Source organism: Nostoc sp. GT001, assembly GCF_030382115.1.
Taxonomy (GTDB): domain Bacteria; phylum Cyanobacteriota; class Cyanobacteriia; order Cyanobacteriales; family Nostocaceae; genus Nostoc.
This window is the reverse complement of record NZ_JAUDRJ010000003.1, coordinates 2,393,846-2,413,647: the sequence shown is the minus strand read 5'-3', so window position 1 is coordinate 2,413,647 and position 19,802 is coordinate 2,393,846. Positions and strand designations below refer to the sequence as shown.

General features: G+C 41.3%; 19 protein-coding genes. 11 read left to right on the top strand and 8 right to left on the bottom strand.

Annotated elements, in window-relative coordinates:
* Positions 1–44 precede the first annotated feature (44 nt).
* Positions 45–1,007, bottom strand: coding sequence for a M48 family metallopeptidase (locus tag QUD05_RS13190; RefSeq protein ID WP_289796448.1), 963 nt, complete (start codon positions 1,005–1,007; stop codon positions 45–47).
* 132 nt (positions 1,008–1,139) lie between these two features.
* On the opposite strand from QUD05_RS13190, the gene QUD05_RS13185 reads away from it, so the two are divergent.
* The 3 genes from QUD05_RS13185 to QUD05_RS13175 all read left to right on the top strand — a co-directional run bounded on the left by QUD05_RS13185 (position 1,140) and on the right by QUD05_RS13175 (position 4,479).
* Complete coding sequence (locus QUD05_RS13185; RefSeq protein ID WP_289796447.1) at positions 1,140–2,720, top strand: helicase C-terminal domain-containing protein; 1,581 nt, start codon at positions 1,140–1,142, stop codon at positions 2,718–2,720.
* A 165-nt stretch (positions 2,721–2,885) separates the two neighbouring features.
* Complete coding sequence (locus tag QUD05_RS13180; protein ID WP_289796446.1) at positions 2,886–3,101, top strand: DUF2839 domain-containing protein; 216 nt, start codon at positions 2,886–2,888, stop codon at positions 3,099–3,101.
* A gap of 1,033 nt (positions 3,102–4,134) precedes the next feature.
* A complete protein-coding gene (locus QUD05_RS13175) occupies positions 4,135–4,479 on the top strand; it encodes a DUF1815 family protein (RefSeq protein WP_289796445.1) in 345 nt (114 codons plus the stop codon).
* 273 nt (positions 4,480–4,752) lie between these two features.
* Here the strand turns inward: QUD05_RS13175 and QUD05_RS13170 are convergent, their stop codons facing one another.
* Positions 4,753–6,822 (bottom strand): CHAT domain-containing protein, encoded by a 2,070-nt coding sequence (locus tag QUD05_RS13170; protein ID WP_289796444.1) that lies wholly within the window; start codon positions 6,820–6,822, stop codon positions 4,753–4,755.
* Between the two features lie 116 nt (positions 6,823–6,938).
* On the opposite strand from QUD05_RS13170, the gene QUD05_RS13165 reads away from it, so the two are divergent.
* On the top strand, positions 6,939–7,439 hold the full coding sequence (locus tag QUD05_RS13165) for an acyl-CoA thioesterase (protein WP_289796443.1): 501 nt from the start codon (positions 6,939–6,941) through the stop codon (positions 7,437–7,439).
* 66 nt (positions 7,440–7,505) lie between these two features.
* Here QUD05_RS13165 and QUD05_RS13160 read toward each other — a convergent pair whose 3' ends face one another.
* From QUD05_RS13160 to QUD05_RS13150, 3 genes are all read right to left on the bottom strand, one after another.
* The gene (locus QUD05_RS13160; RefSeq protein WP_251956093.1) at positions 7,506–7,703 is read right to left on the bottom strand and encodes a hypothetical protein; all 198 of its coding nucleotides are present in this window, start codon (positions 7,701–7,703) and stop codon (positions 7,506–7,508) included.
* 418 nt (positions 7,704–8,121) lie between these two features.
* On the bottom strand, positions 8,122–8,751 hold the full coding sequence (locus QUD05_RS13155) for a hypothetical protein (RefSeq protein ID WP_289796442.1): 630 nt from the start codon (positions 8,749–8,751) through the stop codon (positions 8,122–8,124).
* A gap of 96 nt (positions 8,752–8,847) precedes the next feature.
* Positions 8,848–10,197: an AAA-like domain-containing protein gene (locus QUD05_RS13150; protein WP_289796441.1), complete on the bottom strand. Its 1,350-nt coding sequence runs from the start codon at positions 10,195–10,197 to the stop codon at positions 8,848–8,850.
* Between the two features lie 170 nt (positions 10,198–10,367).
* Here QUD05_RS13150 and QUD05_RS13145 point away from each other — a divergent pair, with 170 nt between their 5' ends.
* From QUD05_RS13145 to QUD05_RS13130, 4 genes are all read left to right on the top strand, one after another.
* Positions 10,368–11,561: an AAA-like domain-containing protein gene (locus QUD05_RS13145; protein WP_289796440.1), complete on the top strand. Its 1,194-nt coding sequence runs from the start codon at positions 10,368–10,370 to the stop codon at positions 11,559–11,561.
* A gap of 68 nt (positions 11,562–11,629) precedes the next feature.
* Positions 11,630–13,978 carry a WD40 repeat domain-containing protein gene (locus QUD05_RS13140; protein WP_289796439.1) on the top strand — a complete coding sequence of 783 codons (2,349 nt, stop codon included), beginning with the start codon at positions 11,630–11,632 and terminating at the stop codon, positions 13,976–13,978.
* Positions 13,979–14,140: 162 nt separating this feature from the next.
* Positions 14,141–14,380 carry a hypothetical protein gene (locus QUD05_RS13135; RefSeq protein ID WP_289796438.1) on the top strand — a complete coding sequence of 80 codons (240 nt, stop codon included), beginning with the start codon at positions 14,141–14,143 and terminating at the stop codon, positions 14,378–14,380.
* Positions 14,377–14,772, top strand: a complete 396-nt coding sequence (locus tag QUD05_RS13130) for a type II toxin-antitoxin system VapC family toxin (RefSeq protein WP_289796437.1) — start codon at positions 14,377–14,379, stop codon at positions 14,770–14,772. The genes QUD05_RS13135 and QUD05_RS13130 overlap by 4 nt, the downstream gene beginning before the upstream one ends.
* A gap of 118 nt (positions 14,773–14,890) precedes the next feature.
* Here the strand turns inward: QUD05_RS13130 and QUD05_RS13125 are convergent, their stop codons facing one another.
* A complete protein-coding gene (locus tag QUD05_RS13125; protein WP_289796436.1) occupies positions 14,891–15,157 on the bottom strand; it encodes a BrnA antitoxin family protein in 267 nt (88 codons plus the stop codon).
* Positions 15,141–15,416, bottom strand: coding sequence for a BrnT family toxin (locus QUD05_RS13120; RefSeq protein WP_289796435.1), 276 nt, complete (start codon positions 15,414–15,416; stop codon positions 15,141–15,143). The genes QUD05_RS13125 and QUD05_RS13120 overlap by 17 nt, the downstream gene beginning before the upstream one ends.
* A 462-nt stretch (positions 15,417–15,878) precedes the next feature.
* Between QUD05_RS13120 and QUD05_RS13115 the strand changes: the two genes are divergently transcribed.
* Together QUD05_RS13115 and QUD05_RS13110 are read left to right on the top strand one after the other, a co-directional pair.
* The gene (locus QUD05_RS13115) at positions 15,879–16,127 is read left to right on the top strand and encodes a type II toxin-antitoxin system HicA family toxin (RefSeq protein ID WP_096728755.1); all 249 of its coding nucleotides are present in this window, start codon (positions 15,879–15,881) and stop codon (positions 16,125–16,127) included.
* Positions 16,124–16,354, top strand: a complete 231-nt coding sequence (locus QUD05_RS13110) for a type II toxin-antitoxin system HicB family antitoxin (RefSeq protein ID WP_096575287.1) — start codon at positions 16,124–16,126, stop codon at positions 16,352–16,354. The genes QUD05_RS13115 and QUD05_RS13110 overlap by 4 nt, the downstream gene beginning before the upstream one ends.
* Positions 16,355–16,744: 390 nt before the next feature.
* Here QUD05_RS13110 and dxr read toward each other — a convergent pair whose 3' ends face one another.
* Positions 16,745–17,941, bottom strand: a complete 1,197-nt coding sequence (gene dxr / locus QUD05_RS13105) for a 1-deoxy-D-xylulose-5-phosphate reductoisomerase (protein WP_289796434.1) — start codon at positions 17,939–17,941, stop codon at positions 16,745–16,747.
* Positions 17,942–18,442: 501 nt separating this feature from the next.
* Here dxr and QUD05_RS13100 point away from each other — a divergent pair.
* Positions 18,443–19,750 carry a mannosyltransferase family protein gene (locus QUD05_RS13100; RefSeq protein WP_289796433.1) on the top strand — a complete coding sequence of 436 codons (1,308 nt, stop codon included), beginning with the start codon at positions 18,443–18,445 and terminating at the stop codon, positions 19,748–19,750.
* The last annotated feature ends 52 nt before the right edge of the window (positions 19,751–19,802 follow it).

Here is a 19,802-nt window from a genome sequence, read left to right as displayed (position 1 = left end):
TCTCAAAGAAGTCGGGGATCTAAATCCACCCTTAGTACTAAAAACTACTCATTCCTTCTAATTCTGTCGATTTCTCGTTGTAATTCTTCAATTTGACGGCGTAAAACTTCTGTTTGACTTGCGGAAGATTCTGCTGCAACATTTACCGATCCGGAAGCAGGCGATCGCTGATAATTTCCTCGGCGAATTTGCTGATATTCTTCGGATACAGCCCACGCCCGTAAGTAATGTAAGCGTTCAACAGGGAAAGGATGACTCAACATCATACCCTGAGCGCCATTGTAGATCAAGAATTTATATATCTGATTCAGTCCATCTTCATCCAGTGCCTGATAATTTTCTGACTGCTTGATAAACTCTTGTAAACTACATTCATTGGCATATTTGTTACTACCGCCAGAGAGTTTCATCATCGTTGACATCACAGGATTCAAGTCATCCATTACTAGTAGTGCAGCGCGATCTGACGATAACTCGGCTTTGCGCCGCCACTCAAAAAAGGCATAAATCAAGCCTTGTGTGACAATATTACCGATGCCAAAGGTCAATTCTCCCAAGGCAGAAGCAGCATTCATCGCCCACATCGCCATTTGAATTAAAATAGTATGACCACATTTAATATGCCCCAGTTCATGGGCTAGCACCGTCCTCATCTCGGCTTCGTCTAGTAAGTCTAGTATCCCTGTATTTATGACTATATAAGGATTCTCTTGCCCCAGCGCATAGCTATTTGCTTGGGGATTTTGCGAGACAAACAGTGTTGGTTCTGGGTAAATGTCCAAATCTCGGACGCATTCCCGAAACATCTGGTAAATAGTGGAATATTGACGCGGCCCAACTTGGATGCTGTTACCCATTAGATAGACTAATTGAGGGCGTTCGTAGATAAATTCCACAAATTTACGAGCGATTAAATCAAATCCTGGTAAATTTCGTAAAGCTTGCTCGGCTTGGCGATCTAGTGGATGCCTGAAGGCTTCGCTGGAAATTCCTGTGTAAGTTGGCATAATTTAGGGTATTGGGTGATTGGTCATTGGTCATTGGTCATTAGCAAAGGACAAAGGACAAATGACAAATAACAAGATAATAGAAATGGGGCAATTGGAAGTAAAAATCACTTTGTATGGAATTGAAAGCGTGTGATTGAGGCAGAAGTTCATTTGTCACTACATAACTTTTTGCGATCGCAAGCGGGGTTCCCTTCCTGGCCCCATCATTTGACGATGGCACGGTTGGTAGCACGCGCCTTGCGCCTGGGACGTAGTGCCCTAATTCAAGTAGGGGCAGTTAGTGGCTATCAAGGGCGGTATCGTACTAGTTTCGTAGCATCAGCCCTAATGTGGCATGGCCCTGTAATTATTGTTGCTCAAGAAACAGTGCAGCAACTTCTACTGCGGGTGGAAATTCCCCGTCTACAGCAATGGCTACCAACCAATAAATCGATTAGGACAGGTGATGCTTGGCCTGATGCTGAGTTCCAAGGGCTACTCTTAACTTCCCCAGAAGCTTGGTTAAAAGGACAATTGGCTGGTGGTGGCTCACGCTTTCCCCAAGGCATCCCCACAATTATTGATGGGGTAGACGATCTCGAAGACTGGGTGCGTCATCAACTTACCCAAGATATTCAACCCGATGATTGGGATCAACTCATGCTAGCTTGTCCCAACCAAGCGGAGGCAATTCGCGAAGCACGGATACAACTAACACACGAACTTTTTCAGCATCCTGCTAATCCATATCATTGCTATCTAATTTCCCAGCCAGAAATAGAAATTTTGAGTCGTCTCTATTCTGCTTTCGAGTCAGTACAAACACTGCCAGAACCTTGGAAACAATTCTGGCAACAATTTCAAACCCTTGATGAAAATCTTTCCCCCCCTACTCTCTCATCTCCCCCTGCTCCCCCCCCTCTCTTCTGGGCGACTATTGCCCATCGACAAGGTTTATTTTCTTTGCACTACGCCCCAATGGAATTAGGAGAAATACTTTCACCTGTTTGGCAGCGACAACCAGTAGTTTTAATTGGTAGCGCTATCGAACCGGAAACTGAGGCTCCCCTTTTTCACCAGCGCTTGGGTTTGGACGATTTAACTTGCCTGAAGTTCTCTTCGGAAAGTCAAGCGGAAGCAATTCAACTGTATGTACCCTATAAGTTGCCTCTACCCAACACACCAGAATTTCAAGCGGCATTTATTCACAAAGTCCGCACACTGGTTTGTTTAAGTGCAACAGCACCAGGATTAACGGTTGTCTTGGTGGGGGATGTACCACTAAAGGCTCAAGTGGCTACAATTCTAGCCTCAGAGTTTGGTTCGCGGGTGCAAGTAGAAAAAACTTGTTTAGATGAAAATGGTATTTTGATTAGCGGTTGGGAATTTTGGCGAGAACATCAACGAGTCTTGCCAGCACCCCATCTATTAATCATTGCAACTTTGCCCCTACCATCTTTAGAAAATCCTCTGGTAGCTGGTAGGGTAGCTCTTTATAAGCGATCGCATCAAGATTGGTTCCGTTTATACTTGTTGCCAGCTGCCTTAAATGAATTACAACGAGCCATCGCTCCAGTACGAGAAAGTCAAGGGATTGTGGCTTTGCTTGATAGTCGTGTAGTTAACCGCAGCTACGGCGCTCAAATTCTCGCAGCTTTAAGTCCTCTAGCACGCATCAACTATCTCGATCCCAGCCTGTTTTCCAATGCCGAGGAGGAAAATTCTGCCTAAAGTTCAGTTACCAATGCCCAATTTAAATTTTGTCAACCAAAGCGCGATCGTCNNNAAGCAAGCACTATTATCAGCTTATAGAAGGNNNTGGATTCATTGTCTTTCTGTAGGCATGATTCCTGGCAAAATAAATTTAGAACCTAAGTAGAATTTGAGTTGCTGATTATGGGTGAAGCAAAGCGTCGTAAAACCACACTAGGGGAAACATACGGTCAAGAGACTCGGATCTTGTCTTGGGTTCCAATCACAAAAACTCAAGGCGAACAATTTGTCGCTTGGACTACTCGTGGTGCTTGGATAGGCATTGGTCTCATGGTTGTAGGATGGGCAACAATCCGTTTTATCGGCCCAGCTTTCGGTTGGTGGCAAGTAGTCTATTAATTCTGAATTCATAATTGAATTAGTTGGATATCTAGATATCCAACTAATTCAATCCCACAAACAAAGACAATTACGCGCGACTGTTTCGACAATCATGACAAATTACGTTAGCGCAAGGGTAGCAAGCTTGCGTACCCCTATGGGAAGGAAGCTAGGCGCAGCCTCTCGTACAAAGCGTTATGACTAATTACGAATTAGTTAACTGAGTTATTAATAAAAAATAATTACTCTCTTGGGATAGATAATCGAAATATATTATATATTCATTAAATTTGGCAAAACCAAACTAAGATAATAATCCTTCTAAATTATCGTGTTTTGGTTCGTACAACTTTTTAAAAATAATCCGAAAATACCTGTAAATATTGCCTAAATGGCAACATTGTTCTGCTGAGTTTAGGTATCGTCAGTATTAAGTTTTTCCATTGTCGATTCTACACTCAAATTTCTCTTACTAATTACGTTGGCTTTGTATAAAGTGTTGCTTTTATTCTCCAGCAACTACTTAATTTAGAATTTCCACTGTCATCTTCTTAACTTTACATATATGGGAGGAACGAATTTGGTATAACTAATCATTTGTATATACCAAAATCTACGTTAAAAAGAGAACAGATTAAAAATTTAAGCAAGAGACACTATAACGATGTAAAACTACATTCTGTCGTCTAATAACAGTGCATTTGACTGCACATAGCCAATATAAACCAAATATGTAGCTTTTCTGTAGTTGACTAGTGCTAAATTTAAGTTACTCTTAAAGCGGATCGCTTACTCTAAGAATCTACTCTGACAGAGGTGTATAAAGATATAGTTAAATTTAGCAATTCTGTCCGAAATTTTGAATTTGCAAACTGAATAGTTTGATACGGCTCTCAAAACCTCGATCCACTACCCTAAACAAGGTAGTCAATTAACGACTCAATATCATCTGTCTGGTAATTGTAATGAATAGTTTACAATACCAATGGGTGAGAAAATCTAAAGAAAATATAAAAGAAACTCAAATTACTGTGGTGTCTGGAGGACAAAAGTGTTTCTGAGACTAGCACATCAACATCGACAATTTGTCCAAGATTTGGTAATGAACCTACAAGCCTTGGCGATTGTATTAGAGCGACGTGGGTATCCTGCATCCTGCTATACCTGTGGCGACCAAATGAATAGTGCATCGTTTATGGTTAGCTTGGGTGATAACCATCTGATTCGATTTTTAGTGTCCGATTACGGCATTACTTGGACGGAAATGCGGGATGACCGCGAATTAATGAAGCTAGAGGGTGCGGAGGCAATTAGCCAGCTAGATGAACTGGCCGATCTTGTCAAGCAATCTATGCAAAATGATACAGGCTCTAAAACTCTTGCCAAGAAGTATTAAGTTTCAGAGATCGATAGCAAATTAGAAATTGATTAACGGTAACTGTTAATCAGTAATAGTGGTTTAGTTAGCGATCGCTCTTACCTATTTCTCCATTACCATTAAGTGATTGGACATAGCTAGCCCATCGCACATTTTCTGTAGCTGCCAAAATCTCATGAGCCGGATTTTCAGCCTACTCCTGCGGTCAAAATCACCGTTATTGCGCGTTACTAAGGTGTCCGATAGTGAATCTGGGCAGTAGCAGCAATTATAATGTCAGATGCCATACACTTAAAGTCCATTGCCAATTAAAATAAAGGATGCCCAATAGTACGGATGACTAAAGTCATTAACTGCTGCTACGGGTGCATTGTGAATTATTTCCTTCCAGTTTCCAGTAATTAATGAGACTTGAGCTTGACGTAAAGCTTCAGTTTTACTCATATTTTCAGTAGAGAGAATACCATAAAAAGCACTCATGAGTGCTTGCGTACCACCATCATCTACAGACCATAAAGAGGCGATCGCGGCTCTAGCGCCAGTTTGTTGCATCTGATAGCCAAAGCCCAAAATTTCCTCACCGTTACCTAACTTGCCTCCCAAACCGGTTTCACAGGCGCTCAACACTACCAAATCTACATTCGGGAGTGACCAAGTGGCGACATTTCTAAAATTAACGCGATCGCCATTCCCGAATAAAATAAACGAATCTTCTGGTTTACCAACCACAAAGGCTGCATGAGTCGCTAAATGGACAATCGTATAATCATCCATTTGGGGTACAGCGACTCTGGGGGTAAAGGCATCGTCTAAAAGTTTCGTAGTTTCAGGAACCGCAGCTGCTAGACTTTCCACCTCCCGCGTTGCAAAGGGTAAGCCAGCAAAAGCAACTTGTCGATTACCAACTTTGATTTGATAATTACCTTTAGTAAAAGCACCCGCTAAAACCCGCAAAGTAGATTGTTTTGGGGTGTTTAAGTTAGTTAGGCTAGCCGATGTAATGTGATTCAGATTAAAGCGCTGCACCAGCCATTGTTTGCCATCATATAAAGCAGTTAACGGAATGTAGCGTAACCGATCGTCTGGAGCGTAAATCAGAGTTTGCGTACCTGATAGCTTCAAGTCTTTCTCTATCGGTTTAATGAGCCAGTCATATAATTGGCGTGCAGGTGCTTTAATATTTCGACTGGGATTGATTAAAGCTTGGCGGAAAGCATCAATTGTTTGATAGAGGTTTTCGCGCTTGACAGCAACGGTGCGATGAATTGGTGGGGATTCAGGAGTTACCAATACCAATTCCAAACTATCTTTTAAAATCAGTGGGTAGAGTAGTGCTGATTTTTGAGGTAATCGCGCCAAATTATCTCGAAGTTCGTTGAGACTCTCCAAATCCAAATTTTGCCGCCTAGCTGTACGGCTAATTTGCTCTACCTGTGCTTTCACTGAAGGACTATTGATAAATTCGTTAAATCCATCTAGAAGTTGCTGTTGATTTAAGACTAATTGTTCGATGCGTTGTTTCTGTTCGAGCGATCGCTCCTTGGGGGGAATTTTCCGTAGTGTTGTCAGTTCCTTACCCAGCACAACAGCATTATCCACACTTTGATCCAGCTTTTGTTTAATTGGTTTTTCTGTTGCCGCTATATTAATACCTTTGACAGTACGTTGATTACCCGGCACGGTCTGGAGATATTCCTCTAGTTCTTCAACTTTGAGTAAATCCATTGTCCTTTGTGCTTCAGCAACACGTTCTTGTTTGAGCAATCGTTCACCCAAAATGCGATATGTCTGGCTAACAGTTATGTTGTAAGCATCTGGTTGCGGCGCACTCAATGCTGATGGATTCAAGCGAGCTTTCTCACGATTAATCAAGCAATGCTTGTAGAAAAAAATTGCTAACTCTGGCTGGTTTTGGATATCGAATAAGTAACCGATGTTACTGTAGGTTTTGCCAAGTCGAACCAGATCCCCAAGTTCTTTGTTAATTAATAAAGCTTGCTGATAAGATTGAAGTGCTTCTGGATACTTTTTTTGATTTTGGTAGATTCTGCCAATATTGTTGAATGTTACCGCTTCCCAAGAGCGCTCTCCAAAGTCCCTGCTGATGGCTAATGCTTTCTCTAATTTCTGCAACGCTTCTTGCGATTGACCTTGACGAGATTCTTTGATAGCTTCTTCATTGAGCCTTGCAATTTCTGAGAGTTGATTATTCTTGGGTAAAGCTTGAGCTTTTTCTCCAGATTCGTACCTCAACCTTGCATTTGTATTTACCTGGTTATTGTCTGGATATACCATCCCAAAACCTAGTAAGCTAAGTAGAGATAAAGTAACAACACTCACATGCCGGAGATTAGGCTGCATAACAAAACACTCCCTATGCTCGGAAGGTAAATATTAAATCAATAAGTCCGGCAACGCAATTAATTTTTATGCTATTCAATAATTTGGAAAATTTATAGGCACTGAGAAATTTGAAGATGTCAGAAGAAAAACCCAGCCGACCAAAATTGCCACCAACCAGCGCCCTTGACAATCCATCCAGTCACGAGTTTGGGAATTGGTTTGAATATCCTGTCAGAGTGCAACCCCACCACACAGACTATGCCGGTCTTGTCTGGCACGGTTCCTATCTAGCTTGGATGGAAGAAGCGCGGATTGAATGTTTGCGATCTATAGGGATTGAATTTGCTGATTTAGTTGCTATAGGTTGTGATTTACCAGTTGTAGAACTGTCAGTGCGCTATCACCGTTCAATTCAATTGGGTATGGCAGTGGTAGTAAAAACCCGCATGGCTGAGGTGACAGGTGTCCGCATCAATTGGGATTATGCCATTGTCTCAACTGATGGACAAGAATTATACGTTACGGCTAAGGTGACATTAGTGGCTTTAGATCGCGAAAGAGGCAAGATTATGCGTCAGTTGCCGCCGAGTTTTAAGGATGCCTTAGCCAAGATTTCAGCATTAAATAATGATTGACCAAGAAAGGTTGTCATTTCATATTTTATACTTCACCTTTCATTAGTAAAAGTGAAGTATAGATTGTTACTTTCCAGTTTGGATCTGCGACAGATTTTGAGCAAACTGCGTTACATAATGCCAAATATCTTGGGGAGTAATGCCAAAACTAATATTTAATAAAACAAGGATTGCCGCAAGAGTTAATGCAGTACTCACGGTTGCTTTCAACAATTTCCATAATATTATGAAGATTATCCAAGCTATAATCAACGTAATAATCATATATATTAATTCCTTAATAATTGCCCTTGTTTGAGAGTGGGCCGATTCAGAAAGGGTAAATTTTTATCTAAAGTCAAAACTACTATTGCTAAAGCTATTAGACCTAATTTGGAATAGATACTAAAGCTAAGATTTTTGTCTAACTGTGCCAATGCCATATTAGCTGAAAATGATCCAATTATTCGGGTAAAAGGCAACTTATTTGGCAAGTTGGCAGAATTACTGGAAAGACTTTTTTGAAATTTTTGTATCAATAATCACAAGATACGAGAGTTAGATTAGGACTCCGATTTGATTTTTGAAAACATCCTGAGACTGAAAGGCTGTTGTATCAGGGTTTCATTTGAAATTTTGTTCAGAAATCAGACAGGAGTCCTAATAGTTGCTAAAAAAATCTATTCAGCAACTAGTAAGATAATTACTGTATCAACTCGAAGGATTCAAAAAACTTTCTGACATCACTGACTTGAGGATTTTTATCGCTTCCAACGAAGAGTATATACAACCGTTGATTAACAATAAAAACTCTACCCGTCATAAAAATTCCTTCTTTTTCATCCCACAGCTTCATTTCTATGCCCGGATATGCACCTAGAGTAATATTTTCCTGACTTAGTAATTTTTTCCCATCCTTTAACATTGCTTGTAGAGCAGAATCCAATAATTCACTTGAAGGAATCTGAGTCACATCATTGTTAAAGTCAGCATAGCTAACCATAAACACATTTGTTTCATTAGTACTCAGATACATTTTTGTAGACTCAACACCTTCATGCATCTCGCTATTATCTGGTGTCATGTCTGAAATTTGCTCACCGGGCATGAGAATAGAGAATTTACCTTCATCTGGAGAGAATTTTTTCCATTCTGGTGCTGGTGCGATACCTTCGATGCTGCACGCATCGCAAATCTCACTTGATGTCGGTAATTGGGTTAGATTTAGATTCTGGCTATTTCTTGCATCAACTTTAGGACTATTGAATGTTGTTGCTGATACCAAAACCAAAGCTGCTAGAAGTAATTTGTTGGACTTGATGATTTGTAACATTGAATTGCCTGTTGAAGTGGACAATTCCATCATCTACAACTGATACTTGAGTACAAACTGGCGTTGTAATTGAGTTAATTTAGTTAAATAGTCTTTTTAATGACTGCGAAAATATTGACGGTATAACTCACATCTCGGCGTTACTTGATCACCTTGTAACTTTACTAGTCCTAGACTATATAATTTAAATCTTATAACATTGGGCAAATGTACTGGACTACTACTAGAAGCAACCTCTTGCATTGCATCCCATAATTCTGGTTGTTGCTGCAAAATAGATTCTAGGCGTTGCAGATGTTTACTATAAATGCCTTCTGCTGTGGCTGCGGTTTGCAAAAATTCGGCTAAATTGATTTCTTGCCGAGCAATTTGATACAGAGCTAAACGCACTAAAAATGGATGCCCTCCCACCAATCCTGTCAACTTTTCTACCTCTATATCGCTCCAATTGAGTTGATGCCGTTGGGCTAAATCCTTTACTTGTTCGTGGCTAAATTCTAGTAATTCCACTGCCAAGCCAACGTTAAATGGTGATTGGTTGATATCTACTGGTACATAAGCTTCAGTGGAATATACTAACACCAACCGAAGTTTTTTCCAGATATCTCGACGTTTGGCTTCTTCGTGTAAAGCGCGTAATAATCCAAAAAAATCTCTGTAGATTTTGGGATATTCAAATAATCTATCGACTGTTTCTAAGCCTAAAACTAACGGTTGATTGATTTCTGGAAATAAATAGCGCTCAAAGTAATTTTTACAAGTTTTCATATAGCCAAAGCGCTGTCCCGATTTCCAATGCTCATCGAGTTGTTGCAGCAATTTTTCGAGTAATTCTCGATTATTTCCCGCAACTGCTTCGGTGACGGTATCGCAAAACCAGCGCAGAAATTTATTTAAGTCGGAGAAAAACTCCTCTTCTGCTAGCTGAAAATCGATAGCTACTGTTATATTTCCTTGATTTTCTGATTGATGCAGAATCCGCGCTAGGAGTGAAGATTTACCCATCTGCTGCGGTGCTTTGATGCGAATTAGGAAACCTGGTTTTTTGATTTCTTCGTAACAACGCTGTTCTATGGGAGGACGTTCTACATAAAAGGGAGAATCTAATGCTACTTCCCCTTCTGGATATTCAAGTTCGCAAGTAGAGAGTAAGGAAGGAGGAAATGATGGAGAATTATTTATTTTTTCCATTTTTTGGGGTTTTTGTGTATATGTATCTGCGAGTACTTCAAAATCGGCAATTTTCTGGACTTCAAAATCTAATACATTGCAAAATTCTAAAAAGTTGAGGTAGTCAACTGGTTTTCCATTAAGAAAATTGTAAGCTGTTGATTGTTTGCGATCGATTCTCTCAGCTAAATCGATTTGACGGACAAAGCCTTTTTCTATCATCCTTTGCTTGACGAGGGGAATGCACTCTGTACGAACTCTAATTCCGCGTGGCATAGCTGGGTTATAAAAAAACTATGCAATTTACATTACAGGATAAGTGTTTATTTGGTAAAGTCAATTACAACTCAATAGCAACTCAATAAAAACTCAATACGTACTCAATATTCTCGAAATTAAACTCAAGATAGGCATCCATGTAATTGTTATCTATTGGAAATTAAATTATGACTGGAGACTACGAGTATAAAGTTGGTGGCAGTTTAGGAGAAGATGCTCCCAGCTATGTAACACGGCAAGCGGATTCTGACCTTTATTACGGATTGAGGGCAGGTGAGCTTTGTTATGTTTTTAACTCCCGACAGATGGGAAAAACGAGTTTGTTGGTGCGGACGATAAAACAGTTACAAGCTGATGGTTTTGCTTGTGCTGTGATTGATATTTCGGGATTGGGTAGTCAGGATATCAGCCTTGAGCAGTGGTATGCAAGTATTGTTGATAGCCTGTTGACTGAACTTAATTTTGTTGAACCAGAAGATTTGGTTGTGTGGTGGGACAAATCTATCGAAATTGCTCCGGTGCGACGTTTGGCGAAACTTTTTGATGAGTTGTTACTGCCAAATATTAGCCAAAATATTGTGATTTTTCTCGATGAAATCGATAGTATCCTTCGCTTGGAGTTTCCGGCAGATGATTTTTTTGCTTTGATTAGAAGTTGCTATCAAAGACGCTCTTTTAAAGCTGAATATAGACGTTTGACTTTTGCTTTAGTTGGGGTAGCAACACCTTCAGATTTAATTAAAGATGAGGAAAGAACGCCGTTTAATATTGGTACAGCGATTCAACTTTATGGTTTTAAATTAGATGAAATTGCACCTTTGGCAAAGGGGTTAGAGGGGAAGGTGGAGAATCCTCAAGCTTTGATGCGAGAGGTTTTGGCTTGGACGGGGGGACAGCCTTTATTGACGCAGAAAGTTTGTAATTTGTTAATTCGGGATTTGAAGAACCCCAACCTGCTAGCGAGGAGGGGAGAAAAATGGGTGGAAGGGGTGGTGAGGAGTGGAATTATTGATAATTGGGAAGCGGAGGATGAGCAACAGCATTTAAAAACTATTCGGGATAGGATGCTTGCTAAGGAGCAAATTGCTGTGGGTTTGTTGGGTTTATATCAGCAAATTTTGCAGCAGCGTGAGATTAATGTCGATCGTAGTCTCGAAGAGATGAGGTTACGGTTGACTGGTTTGGTGGTGGAACAGCAGGGAAGATTGAGAGTTTATAACCAAATTTATGCGAATGTTTTTGATTTAAGTTGGGTTGAGAATGAGTTAGGTAAATTACGTTTTTATGCTGATAATTTAAAGGCTTGGGAAGAGAGTGGATATCAAGATGAGTCCTATTTTTTGCGGGGGGGGAAGAATTAGAAAAGGCTCGTCTTTGGGCTGATGAAAGGAGATTAAGCAATGCTGATTATCGGTTTTTGTCTGCGAGTATGCAAGCAGAGTTAAATCAGAAGGTTGAGGAGGCGGAAGGGAGACAAAATCAGGCTTTGGAGGAAGAAAGGAAAGCGAAGCAGCGTTTCACGGATGTGGAGAGAAAAACAAAGCGACAGATTCGCATTGGTGGAGGTATTTTAGCTTTATTTGTTGTTGGGGCAATAGTAGCAGCAATTGGGGCGACGAATGCAAACATAGAACGAAAAGAAGCCCAAATTGTCACAGATTTAGAGCGGTCATCGGCTGGAATATTGCGCTTGCGTAGGAATGTGGGATTGGATAATTTAGTTGAGGCTATGAGGTCTGTAAAGGAATTAAAACAGTTAGTTAAAAATGGTAATCAGCTAAAAGATTACCCAACAGTTAGCCCTATATTAGCCTTGCACAATACTTTAGAATATAACCGTGAGAAAAATCAATTAAAAGATGATGGTCTAAATAGACAAGTATTTGGTAAGCAAGTATTTAGCCCTGATAGCAAAATTGTTGCGAGTGTTTCAGATGACGGTACTACCAAGTTACTGAACTTGCAAACAGGGACAATTACCACACTCAAGCATAACGAAAAGGTCAACAATGTAGCATTTAGTCCCGATGGTCAAACTGTTGCTACTGCTTCAAATGACAAGACTGCTAAATTGTGGAATCTACAAGGAGGGGAAATAGCTACTCTCAAACATGACTCTTTTGTTCAAGATGTAGCATTTAGCCCCGATGGTAAAACTGTTGCTACTGCTTCATGGGATAAGACTGCCAAATTGTGGAATCTCCAGGGTAGGGAAATCGTCACTCTCAAACATGATAATACTGTCACGAAAATAGTATTTAGCCCCGACAGTCAAACTATTGCTACTGGTTCATGGGGTGGTACTGCCAAGCTATGGAATCTGCAAGGTAGGTTAATTGCCAATTTCAAACATAATAGTGTGAAGCCTTTTAATGATCACAATGCGATCGACGATGTAGTATTTAGTCCTGATGGTAAAATTGTTGCCACTGCTTTTTCATACGACAACGCAGCCAAATTATGGAATCTGCAAGGTGAGTTAATTGCCACTCTCAAGCATAACGATGCGGTTAAAAACGCAGTATTTAGCCCTGACGGTAAAACCGTTACTACCGCTTCACGGGATGGTACTGTCAAGTTATGGAAACTAAGTACAGAAATTCCTACCCTCCAACATAATAATTATGTCGGTTATGTACTATTTAGTCCTGACGGTAAGACTGTTGCCACTGCTTCATGGGATGGTACTGCCAAGCTGTGGAACCAGCAAAATGGTGAAATTACCACTCTCGAACATAATCGTCGTGTTCTATGGCTAGTGTTTAGTGCCGACGGTAAGACAATTGCCACTGCTTCATTGGATGGTACTGCCAAACTATGGAACCTACAAGGACAAGAAATTGCTACCTTCAAACATAATGGTGGTGTCAGCAATATAGTACTTAGCCCCGACGGTAAGACTATTGCTACTGTTTCATCTGATGCTGCCAAGCTATGGAACCTGCAAGGACAAAAAATTCTTACTCTCAAATATAATCATGGAGGATGGAACCTTGTATTTAGCCATGATAGTAAGACTATTGTGACTTTTTCCCATGAAAACACAGCCAAGCTTTGGAACCTTCAAGGACAGGAAATTGCTACTCTCAAACATAACGGTGAAATTCCCCGTCAAGTCAACAGCGTAGTATTCAGTCCTGACGATAAGACAATTGCCACTGCTTCATTGGATGGTACTACCAAGCTATGGAACCTTCAAGGACGGGAAATTGCTAACCTCAAACATAATGATGCTGTCAGCAATGTAGTATTTAGCCCCGATGGTAAGACAATTGCCACTGCTTCATGGGATGGTACTGCCAAGTTATGGAACTTGCAAGGGCGGGAAATTGTTACTTTAAAATATGGTGGTAAGGAAAACTACGTAAGATTTAGTCGTGATGGTAAAACTGTTGTTACTCATTCGCGGGATAACACAGCCAAGCTATGGAATCTTCAAGGTAAGGAGATTGCTGCTTTCAAACATGATGATTGGGTTATGGGTGCAGTATTTAGCCCTAACAGTAAGACTATTCGCACTAATTCACGAGATGAAATTGTGCGTCTATGGACTGAGGTAAGAGATGGTTCTTGGCAGCAGTTTGCTGAATATCAAGGTAGGTATGCAGGATCAAGCCCGGATAATAAGTTAATTGCCATTGTAGTAGATTCTAATTTTGTGCAGTTGCGTCGGGTTCAGAGTTTAGATAGCTCACTAGCGCGAGGTTGCAACCATTTAAAAGAATACCTCGCTTCCCGTCCCGATTTGCGAAAAGAAATTTGCCCTGATAATAAATAGCCCCAGTACGCATTTTTGATGTTTGGAAAGTGCGATCGCATTTGTGATGTTGGGGAAGTGCGATCGCGTTTTGGTTTTTGAGAAGTGCGATCGCACTACCTGTCATCGGACGGATTGGAGAGTTCCGCTAAAATAAGTAACACAGTCATTAGGCGCAAAGTTATGAGCAATCAAGAACTAGAGCAACAACTCCTCAGCCTCGACTTAGCAGAAAGGATTCGCATCCTCCAACTTTTGGCTCAAAGCCTGACAGTGGAATCATCACAGCCATCCCGAACCCCTGACGAACTTGATTTAACCTGCGATCGCACTCCTCAGCATCCCCTACGCAAAATCCCCGTGACAATTCCTCCAGATTTTGACGAACCCATGCCTGAATTATGGGATGCTTTAGGACAATGATTTTGCTAGACACCCACATTTGGCTTTGGTGGCTCCATACTCCAGAACAGCTTTCTGAGCGTGGACGTACCTTATTAACCATAGGCGAAAATCAAAATGCCCTCATCGTTTCTGCCATTTCTGTTTGGGAAATCGCAGTCAAGCATAGTAATGGGAAACTACCACTTCCCCTTACCGTCAATGAATGGTTCGCACTTGCAAAAACTCGACCTGGAATTACCATAGAACCACTCGATCCACTAGATGCAATCGCCAGCACCCAATTACCCGGCGACTTCCACAAAGACCCAGCTGATCGTATTATTGTTGCGATCGCCTACCGCCGCAATATAGAACTTATGACCTGCGATCAAAAAATTCTCAACTATCCACACGTCAAAACACTTTGGTAAGTGCGATGTCTAACGACAAGCATTACGGCTACGTGTTTTGGTTTTGGGCTATGCGTTTTGGTTTTTGGGCAGTGCGATCGCATTTATTGTTGATGAGATGAAGTGCGATCGCTAAGTTTCAGCCTATTTTCTCCAATAGTGCTTCATTGATAACCGTTTGATAGCCTACCCCTCGTTTTTCTGCCTCTTCTTTCGCCCAGGCTATGATTTTCGGATGAAATCTGATAGAAATCGGCTCATACTTTTCCTCTTCATCCTTAGCTGGTCGTCCACGCTTCCTGAGTTTAACCCCAAACTGATCTGCGATCGCATCTCTGAATATTTGGTTTTCTTCTGGTGTAACTCGTCTTGCTCTCTCAAAAGGAAACTCAGATTCCTGACTCATATTGTTGACACTCCTTTTTTGTCGCTCTTCTTGCACTAATTATCCTTATTCGCTCACCTCGCATGGTAAAAACAACTACAACAATTGACCCATCTTCTATTTCACCAATCGCCCATTCTCTTTCTTCTCCCTGAGAATGAATAGAGTCTTCCGTAAACAGAAGATAAGGGTCGGCAAAAACTGTTACAGCTTCCTCGAATTGAATACCGTGTTTCAAAAAATTTGATTCGGCTTTGTTGTCGTCCCACTCAAAACGCATTTATAGTATATACCAAAAATATTTACCTTTGCTATACTACACGGACTTTGACTTTCGGATGAAGTGCATAGACGCGATCGCATTTGTGATGTTGGGGAAGTGCGTTAGCGCAGCTTAACGTTCGCGTAGCGTCTCGTAGAGAAGTTATCGCATTTGTTGGGTTTGTGGATGGCGATCGCTTTTGTGATGTAGGGGAAGTGCGATCGCTTTTGTGATGTTGGGGAAGTGCGATCGCATTTGTTGGGTTTGTGGATGGCGATCGCCTTTTGTTTTTTTGGAAAGTGCGTTAGCGCAGCTTAACGTTCGCGCAGCGTCTCGTAGAGAAGTTATCGCCTAAAACAGAGTTTTGCTTACCGCCACAACCACTCATGCAAGGATATAACATCTAAAATACTAACAATTAATCTGGGATTTTTGGCTTTTAAGCAGAGAAAATAAATGAGAAGTTGGCGGTGAGGAGTAATGCCGAAAAAAGTAAGAGAGTTGAAAGCAATGGTGTCAAAAGTTGGCTATATTCTTCAACCAGGAAGAGGTAAAGGAAGTCATACATATTGGAAGCATCCGTTGTTACCCGAAGAACCCCTGACCATACCAGGTAAAGACGGCGATGATGCTCCGTTATATTTAGAAAAAAACATCCAACGGGTGCTGAAAAAACTGCAAGAAATGGAAAACACGGAAAACGAAGCAAAACAGGAGCCAGAAGAATGAACTATCACTACAGCATGGTAATTCAATGGTCGGAGGAAGATAGACTTTTTTTAGTACACTTACCTGAGTTCCCCTGGCAACAATTTCATACGCATGGTAGGACTTATGAAGAAGCAGCAAAAAATGGTCAGGAAGTAATTGAGACTTTTGTGGAAATGTTGAAAGAGGAAAACAAACCACTACCAGAACCGAGAATGCTTCCTAAAAAACCGTTGCAAGTTGCGTAAGTTAAGTGGGGGCTACGCATTTATTGTAGTTGGGGAAGTGCGTTGGCGCAGCTTAAAGTTCGCGTAGCGTCTCGTAGAGAAGTTATCGCGTTTGTTGGGTTTGTTGGAAAGTGCGTTAGCGCAGCTTAACGTTCGCGTAGCGTCTCGTAGAGAAGTTATCGCATTTGTGATTTTGGAGAAGTGCGATAGCGAAGCGCTGACTTGTCAATTCGCATTTTTGTTGAAGTTTGGAAAGTGCGATGTCTGACGACAAGCCTTAAGGCTACGCGGGTTTTTGATATTGGGAAAGTATAATATTTGATCGTTAGCCTTCAGCATTAGGCTGAAGGCTAAACAATAATTGGTCAAGAGCTAGAAAATCTGCCTTTTGGGTATCTCAATTAAAGGTTTTTATCGCAAAGAAATTATCCGCGATTGATTTTCTAACTTTTCAGTCGCTATTAAAACTTCTTGTCTTGCCCATTTATCTGCTGCCAAAATGTCATCTAAAGAGGGATTTGTACGGTTATCATTTTGATGGCGATCGCACACCCATTCGATACACCGAGGAATATCTAAAAAGCGAATTTTTTCATCTAAAAATAAAGCTACAGCTTGCTCATTGGCGGCATTTAAAACAGCTGGCATCGAACCACCAGCTTTACCCACAGCATAAGCTAACTGCATACAAGGATACTTTTGGTGATCTGGTTCGCGGAAGGTTAAGTTTCCAGCTTTGACTAAATCTAGTCGTTCCCAGTTGGTGTAGATGCGATCGGGCCAAGATAGAGCATACAGCAAAGGTAAGCGCATATCCGGCCAACCGAGTTGGGCTAAAACGGAAGTATCTTGCAGTTCAATCAGCGAGTGAATAATACTCTGGGGATGAATGACAATTTCGATATTGTCATAATCCAATCCAAACAGGAAGTGAGCCTCAATTACTTCTAGTCCTTTATTCATCAAAGTAGCAGAGTCTACTGTGATTTTACGCCCCATCGACCAATTAGGATGCTTGAGAGCGTCAGCAACGGTTACATCTGCTAACTTTTCTACATCCCAGTCGCGGAAAGCCCCACCAGATGCAGTGAGCAAAATTTTCCGCAAGCCATCTTTGGGAACACCTTGGAGGCATTGAAAGATTGCGGAATGTTCGGAATCGGCTGGGAGTAATTTTACACCGTGTTTTTCGACTAGGGGTAGAACCACAGGGGCCCCAGCAATGAGAGTTTCTTTGTTTGCTAAGGCAATATCTTTACCAGCTTCAATCGCTGCGATCGTCGGTAGCAAACCAGCACAGCCAACGATACCAGTGACAACGGTTTGGGAATCCCCGTAACGGGCGACTTCTATCACTCCGGCGTCACCTGCCAATAGAATCGGTTGGGGATCAAGGTCAATGAGTGCTTCTTTGAGCGCGGGTAATTTAGCTTCTGAGCAAATGGCTGCTATTTCCGGTCGAAACTGCCGAATTTGAGCAGCCAACATTTCGACATTGCTCCCAGCCGCCAATCCCACAATCCGAAACTGATCTGGGTACTGAGTGACAATATCTAAAGTCTGAGTACCAATAGAACCAGTGGAACCAACGAGAGTAATCGCTTTCACAATTGCTTAAGGATTTACAGACAACTCCCACTATAAATTGCTGGGGACTCTTTAATAACAGCAATCACTATAATCGATACACTGACTCCACGAGAGGGGAGATGAGGGACAAGGGGGACAAGGGAGAGGATCACTAACTAATGACTATTGACAAATAACAAATCAGGACTTACGCAAAATCATGAAAAAACGAACCACAGAGGGCGCAGAGGACACGGAGAAATAAGAGTTTCAGAGAGTTATTGCGTAAGTCCTACAAATGACAAATTCTCATATATATAGACAAAATTTGTATTTATAAATACTATACTTTTAAAGATAAATTCCGACAAAATTGACAAAATTAACCAAGTAGGGAACACTTTTAAGTAATTTTTAATCTGTACAGTTTGTTAATTATTTTGATGGAGGATTTAATATGCAAGATTTTACTCATAAATCGCTGTGTTACAGCCATAGTTAAAAGGATATATAAAGGAGTTTGTTGAAGCACTCAACCTTATGGTCAAAGTTCAGATAGTTATAAAAAAAGCTTTATGGAAAAATGATTTCCTGTTTCCAGCAGCAATATGGCTTGCCAGCCGAATATTTATTTGGACAGCTATGTTGCTGGTTGCGCCAAAGCTACCGTTAGCAACAGAGGAATTTTTGCCTAGTTTTAGCTGGGGAGTTTTTGATGCCTGGGATAGTATACATTACCGTGCGATCGCAACTTCTGGTTATGAATTTGTGAATGACGGCAAGCAGCATAATCTAGCCTTCTTCCCCCTATTTCCCTTAAGTATCTGGGTTTTGATGAAGTTGGGCTTACCGTTTGAATTGGCAGGCACCTTAGTCAACAATTTGGCATTTTTTGCAGCGCTTTACTGTTTGTACTTTTGGGTTAAGGAGCATTATGACATCAATGCAGCGCAATGGGTAACTGCTGTGCTTTCTTTGTATCCAGCTTCGATGTTTACGGGAGTGATTTACACAGAGGGGCTGTATTTGTTTTTGAGTACGGCGACTTTGCGGGCGTTCGATCAAAAACAGTATGGCTGGACTGCCCTTTGGGGGGCGATGGCGACAGCAACACGTCCTACAGGTATGGCACTAATTCCAGCATTGGCGATCGCAGCCTGGAAAGAACGCCGACCACCCATTGCCTATATAGCTGCTTTGACTACTGCTATTGGCATACTTCTATTCAGTTTGTATTGTGCGATTTATTTTGGCAACCCTTTCGCTTTTATCGAAGCACAGCGGGGATGGCGACCAACTCTAGGGTTTGATTGGCAGGGTTGGTTAAATATGTTCATGCAAATTGCCGTTGGTAGTAAAAATTGGCAATTTGGCTGGGTTCAAAACTCCTCTGGTGCAATTCAAGACCCCTGGTATCTCTTGTTATTTGGCGTGATTGTTGCCAGTGGCTATCTTTTATGGCATTTCCGTCAACGTTTTAGTTCTGTAAAATTATTTTATGGGTTTTATGGTTTAGTCTTATTTTTGTTGATTCTGGCAAGCGAACAGTGGATCAATAACTTCCTCAACTTGTTCATGGTCTTAGGTGGTGGCTATGTGTTGTGGCGCTTACACACGCAACTGACCCCAGTTACAGTTATTTATGGCTTTTGTGGTATTGGTTTACTGTTGGCCTCTGGAGGCACTATTTCCTTGAGCCGTCTCGCCTACGGTATTGTGCCTTTGAATATAGCAATTGGTGTGCTGCTATCTCACCATCCTCGTCAAGGATATTTAATATTGGGCGCTTTTGTGACACTACTAGCCAAAATAGCTGTAGGATTTGCCCAAGACCACTGGGTTGGTTAAAAGGTTTGATCCATATATTTGTATTTGGTTCTTTCTTGGTAAGAAGTTGAAT

Coding starts and splice junctions, on each gene's coding strand:
- QUD05_RS13190 (WP_289796448.1), bottom strand. CDS start 1,007: ATGCCAACTTACACAGGAATTTCCAGCGAAGCCTTCAGGCATCCACTA.
- QUD05_RS13180 (WP_289796446.1), top strand. CDS start 2,886: ATGGGTGAAGCAAAGCGTCGTAAAACCACACTAGGGGAAACATACGGT.
- QUD05_RS13170 (WP_289796444.1), bottom strand. CDS start 6,822: ATGCAGCCTAATCTCCGGCATGTGAGTGTTGTTACTTTATCTCTACTT.
- QUD05_RS13165 (WP_289796443.1), top strand. CDS start 6,939: ATGTCAGAAGAAAAACCCAGCCGACCAAAATTGCCACCAACCAGCGCC.
- QUD05_RS13160 (WP_251956093.1), bottom strand. CDS start 7,703: ATGATTATTACGTTGATTATAGCTTGGATAATCTTCATAATATTATGG.
- QUD05_RS13155 (WP_289796442.1), bottom strand. CDS start 8,751: ATGTTACAAATCATCAAGTCCAACAAATTACTTCTAGCAGCTTTGGTT.
- QUD05_RS13150 (WP_289796441.1), bottom strand. CDS start 10,197: ATGCCACGCGGAATTAGAGTTCGTACAGAGTGCATTCCCCTCGTCAAG.
- QUD05_RS13145 (WP_289796440.1), top strand. CDS start 10,368: ATGACTGGAGACTACGAGTATAAAGTTGGTGGCAGTTTAGGAGAAGAT.
- QUD05_RS13140 (WP_289796439.1), top strand. CDS start 11,630: ATGCAAGCAGAGTTAAATCAGAAGGTTGAGGAGGCGGAAGGGAGACAA.
- QUD05_RS13135 (WP_289796438.1), top strand. CDS start 14,141: ATGAGCAATCAAGAACTAGAGCAACAACTCCTCAGCCTCGACTTAGCA.
- QUD05_RS13130 (WP_289796437.1), top strand. CDS start 14,377: ATGATTTTGCTAGACACCCACATTTGGCTTTGGTGGCTCCATACTCCA.
- QUD05_RS13125 (WP_289796436.1), bottom strand. CDS start 15,157: ATGAGTCAGGAATCTGAGTTTCCTTTTGAGAGAGCAAGACGAGTTACA.
- QUD05_RS13120 (WP_289796435.1), bottom strand. CDS start 15,416: ATGCGTTTTGAGTGGGACGACAACAAAGCCGAATCAAATTTTTTGAAA.
- QUD05_RS13115 (WP_096728755.1), top strand. CDS start 15,879: ATGCCGAAAAAAGTAAGAGAGTTGAAAGCAATGGTGTCAAAAGTTGGC.
- QUD05_RS13110 (WP_096575287.1), top strand. CDS start 16,124: ATGAACTATCACTACAGCATGGTAATTCAATGGTCGGAGGAAGATAGA.
- QUD05_RS13100 (WP_289796433.1), top strand. CDS start 18,443: ATGGTCAAAGTTCAGATAGTTATAAAAAAAGCTTTATGGAAAAATGAT.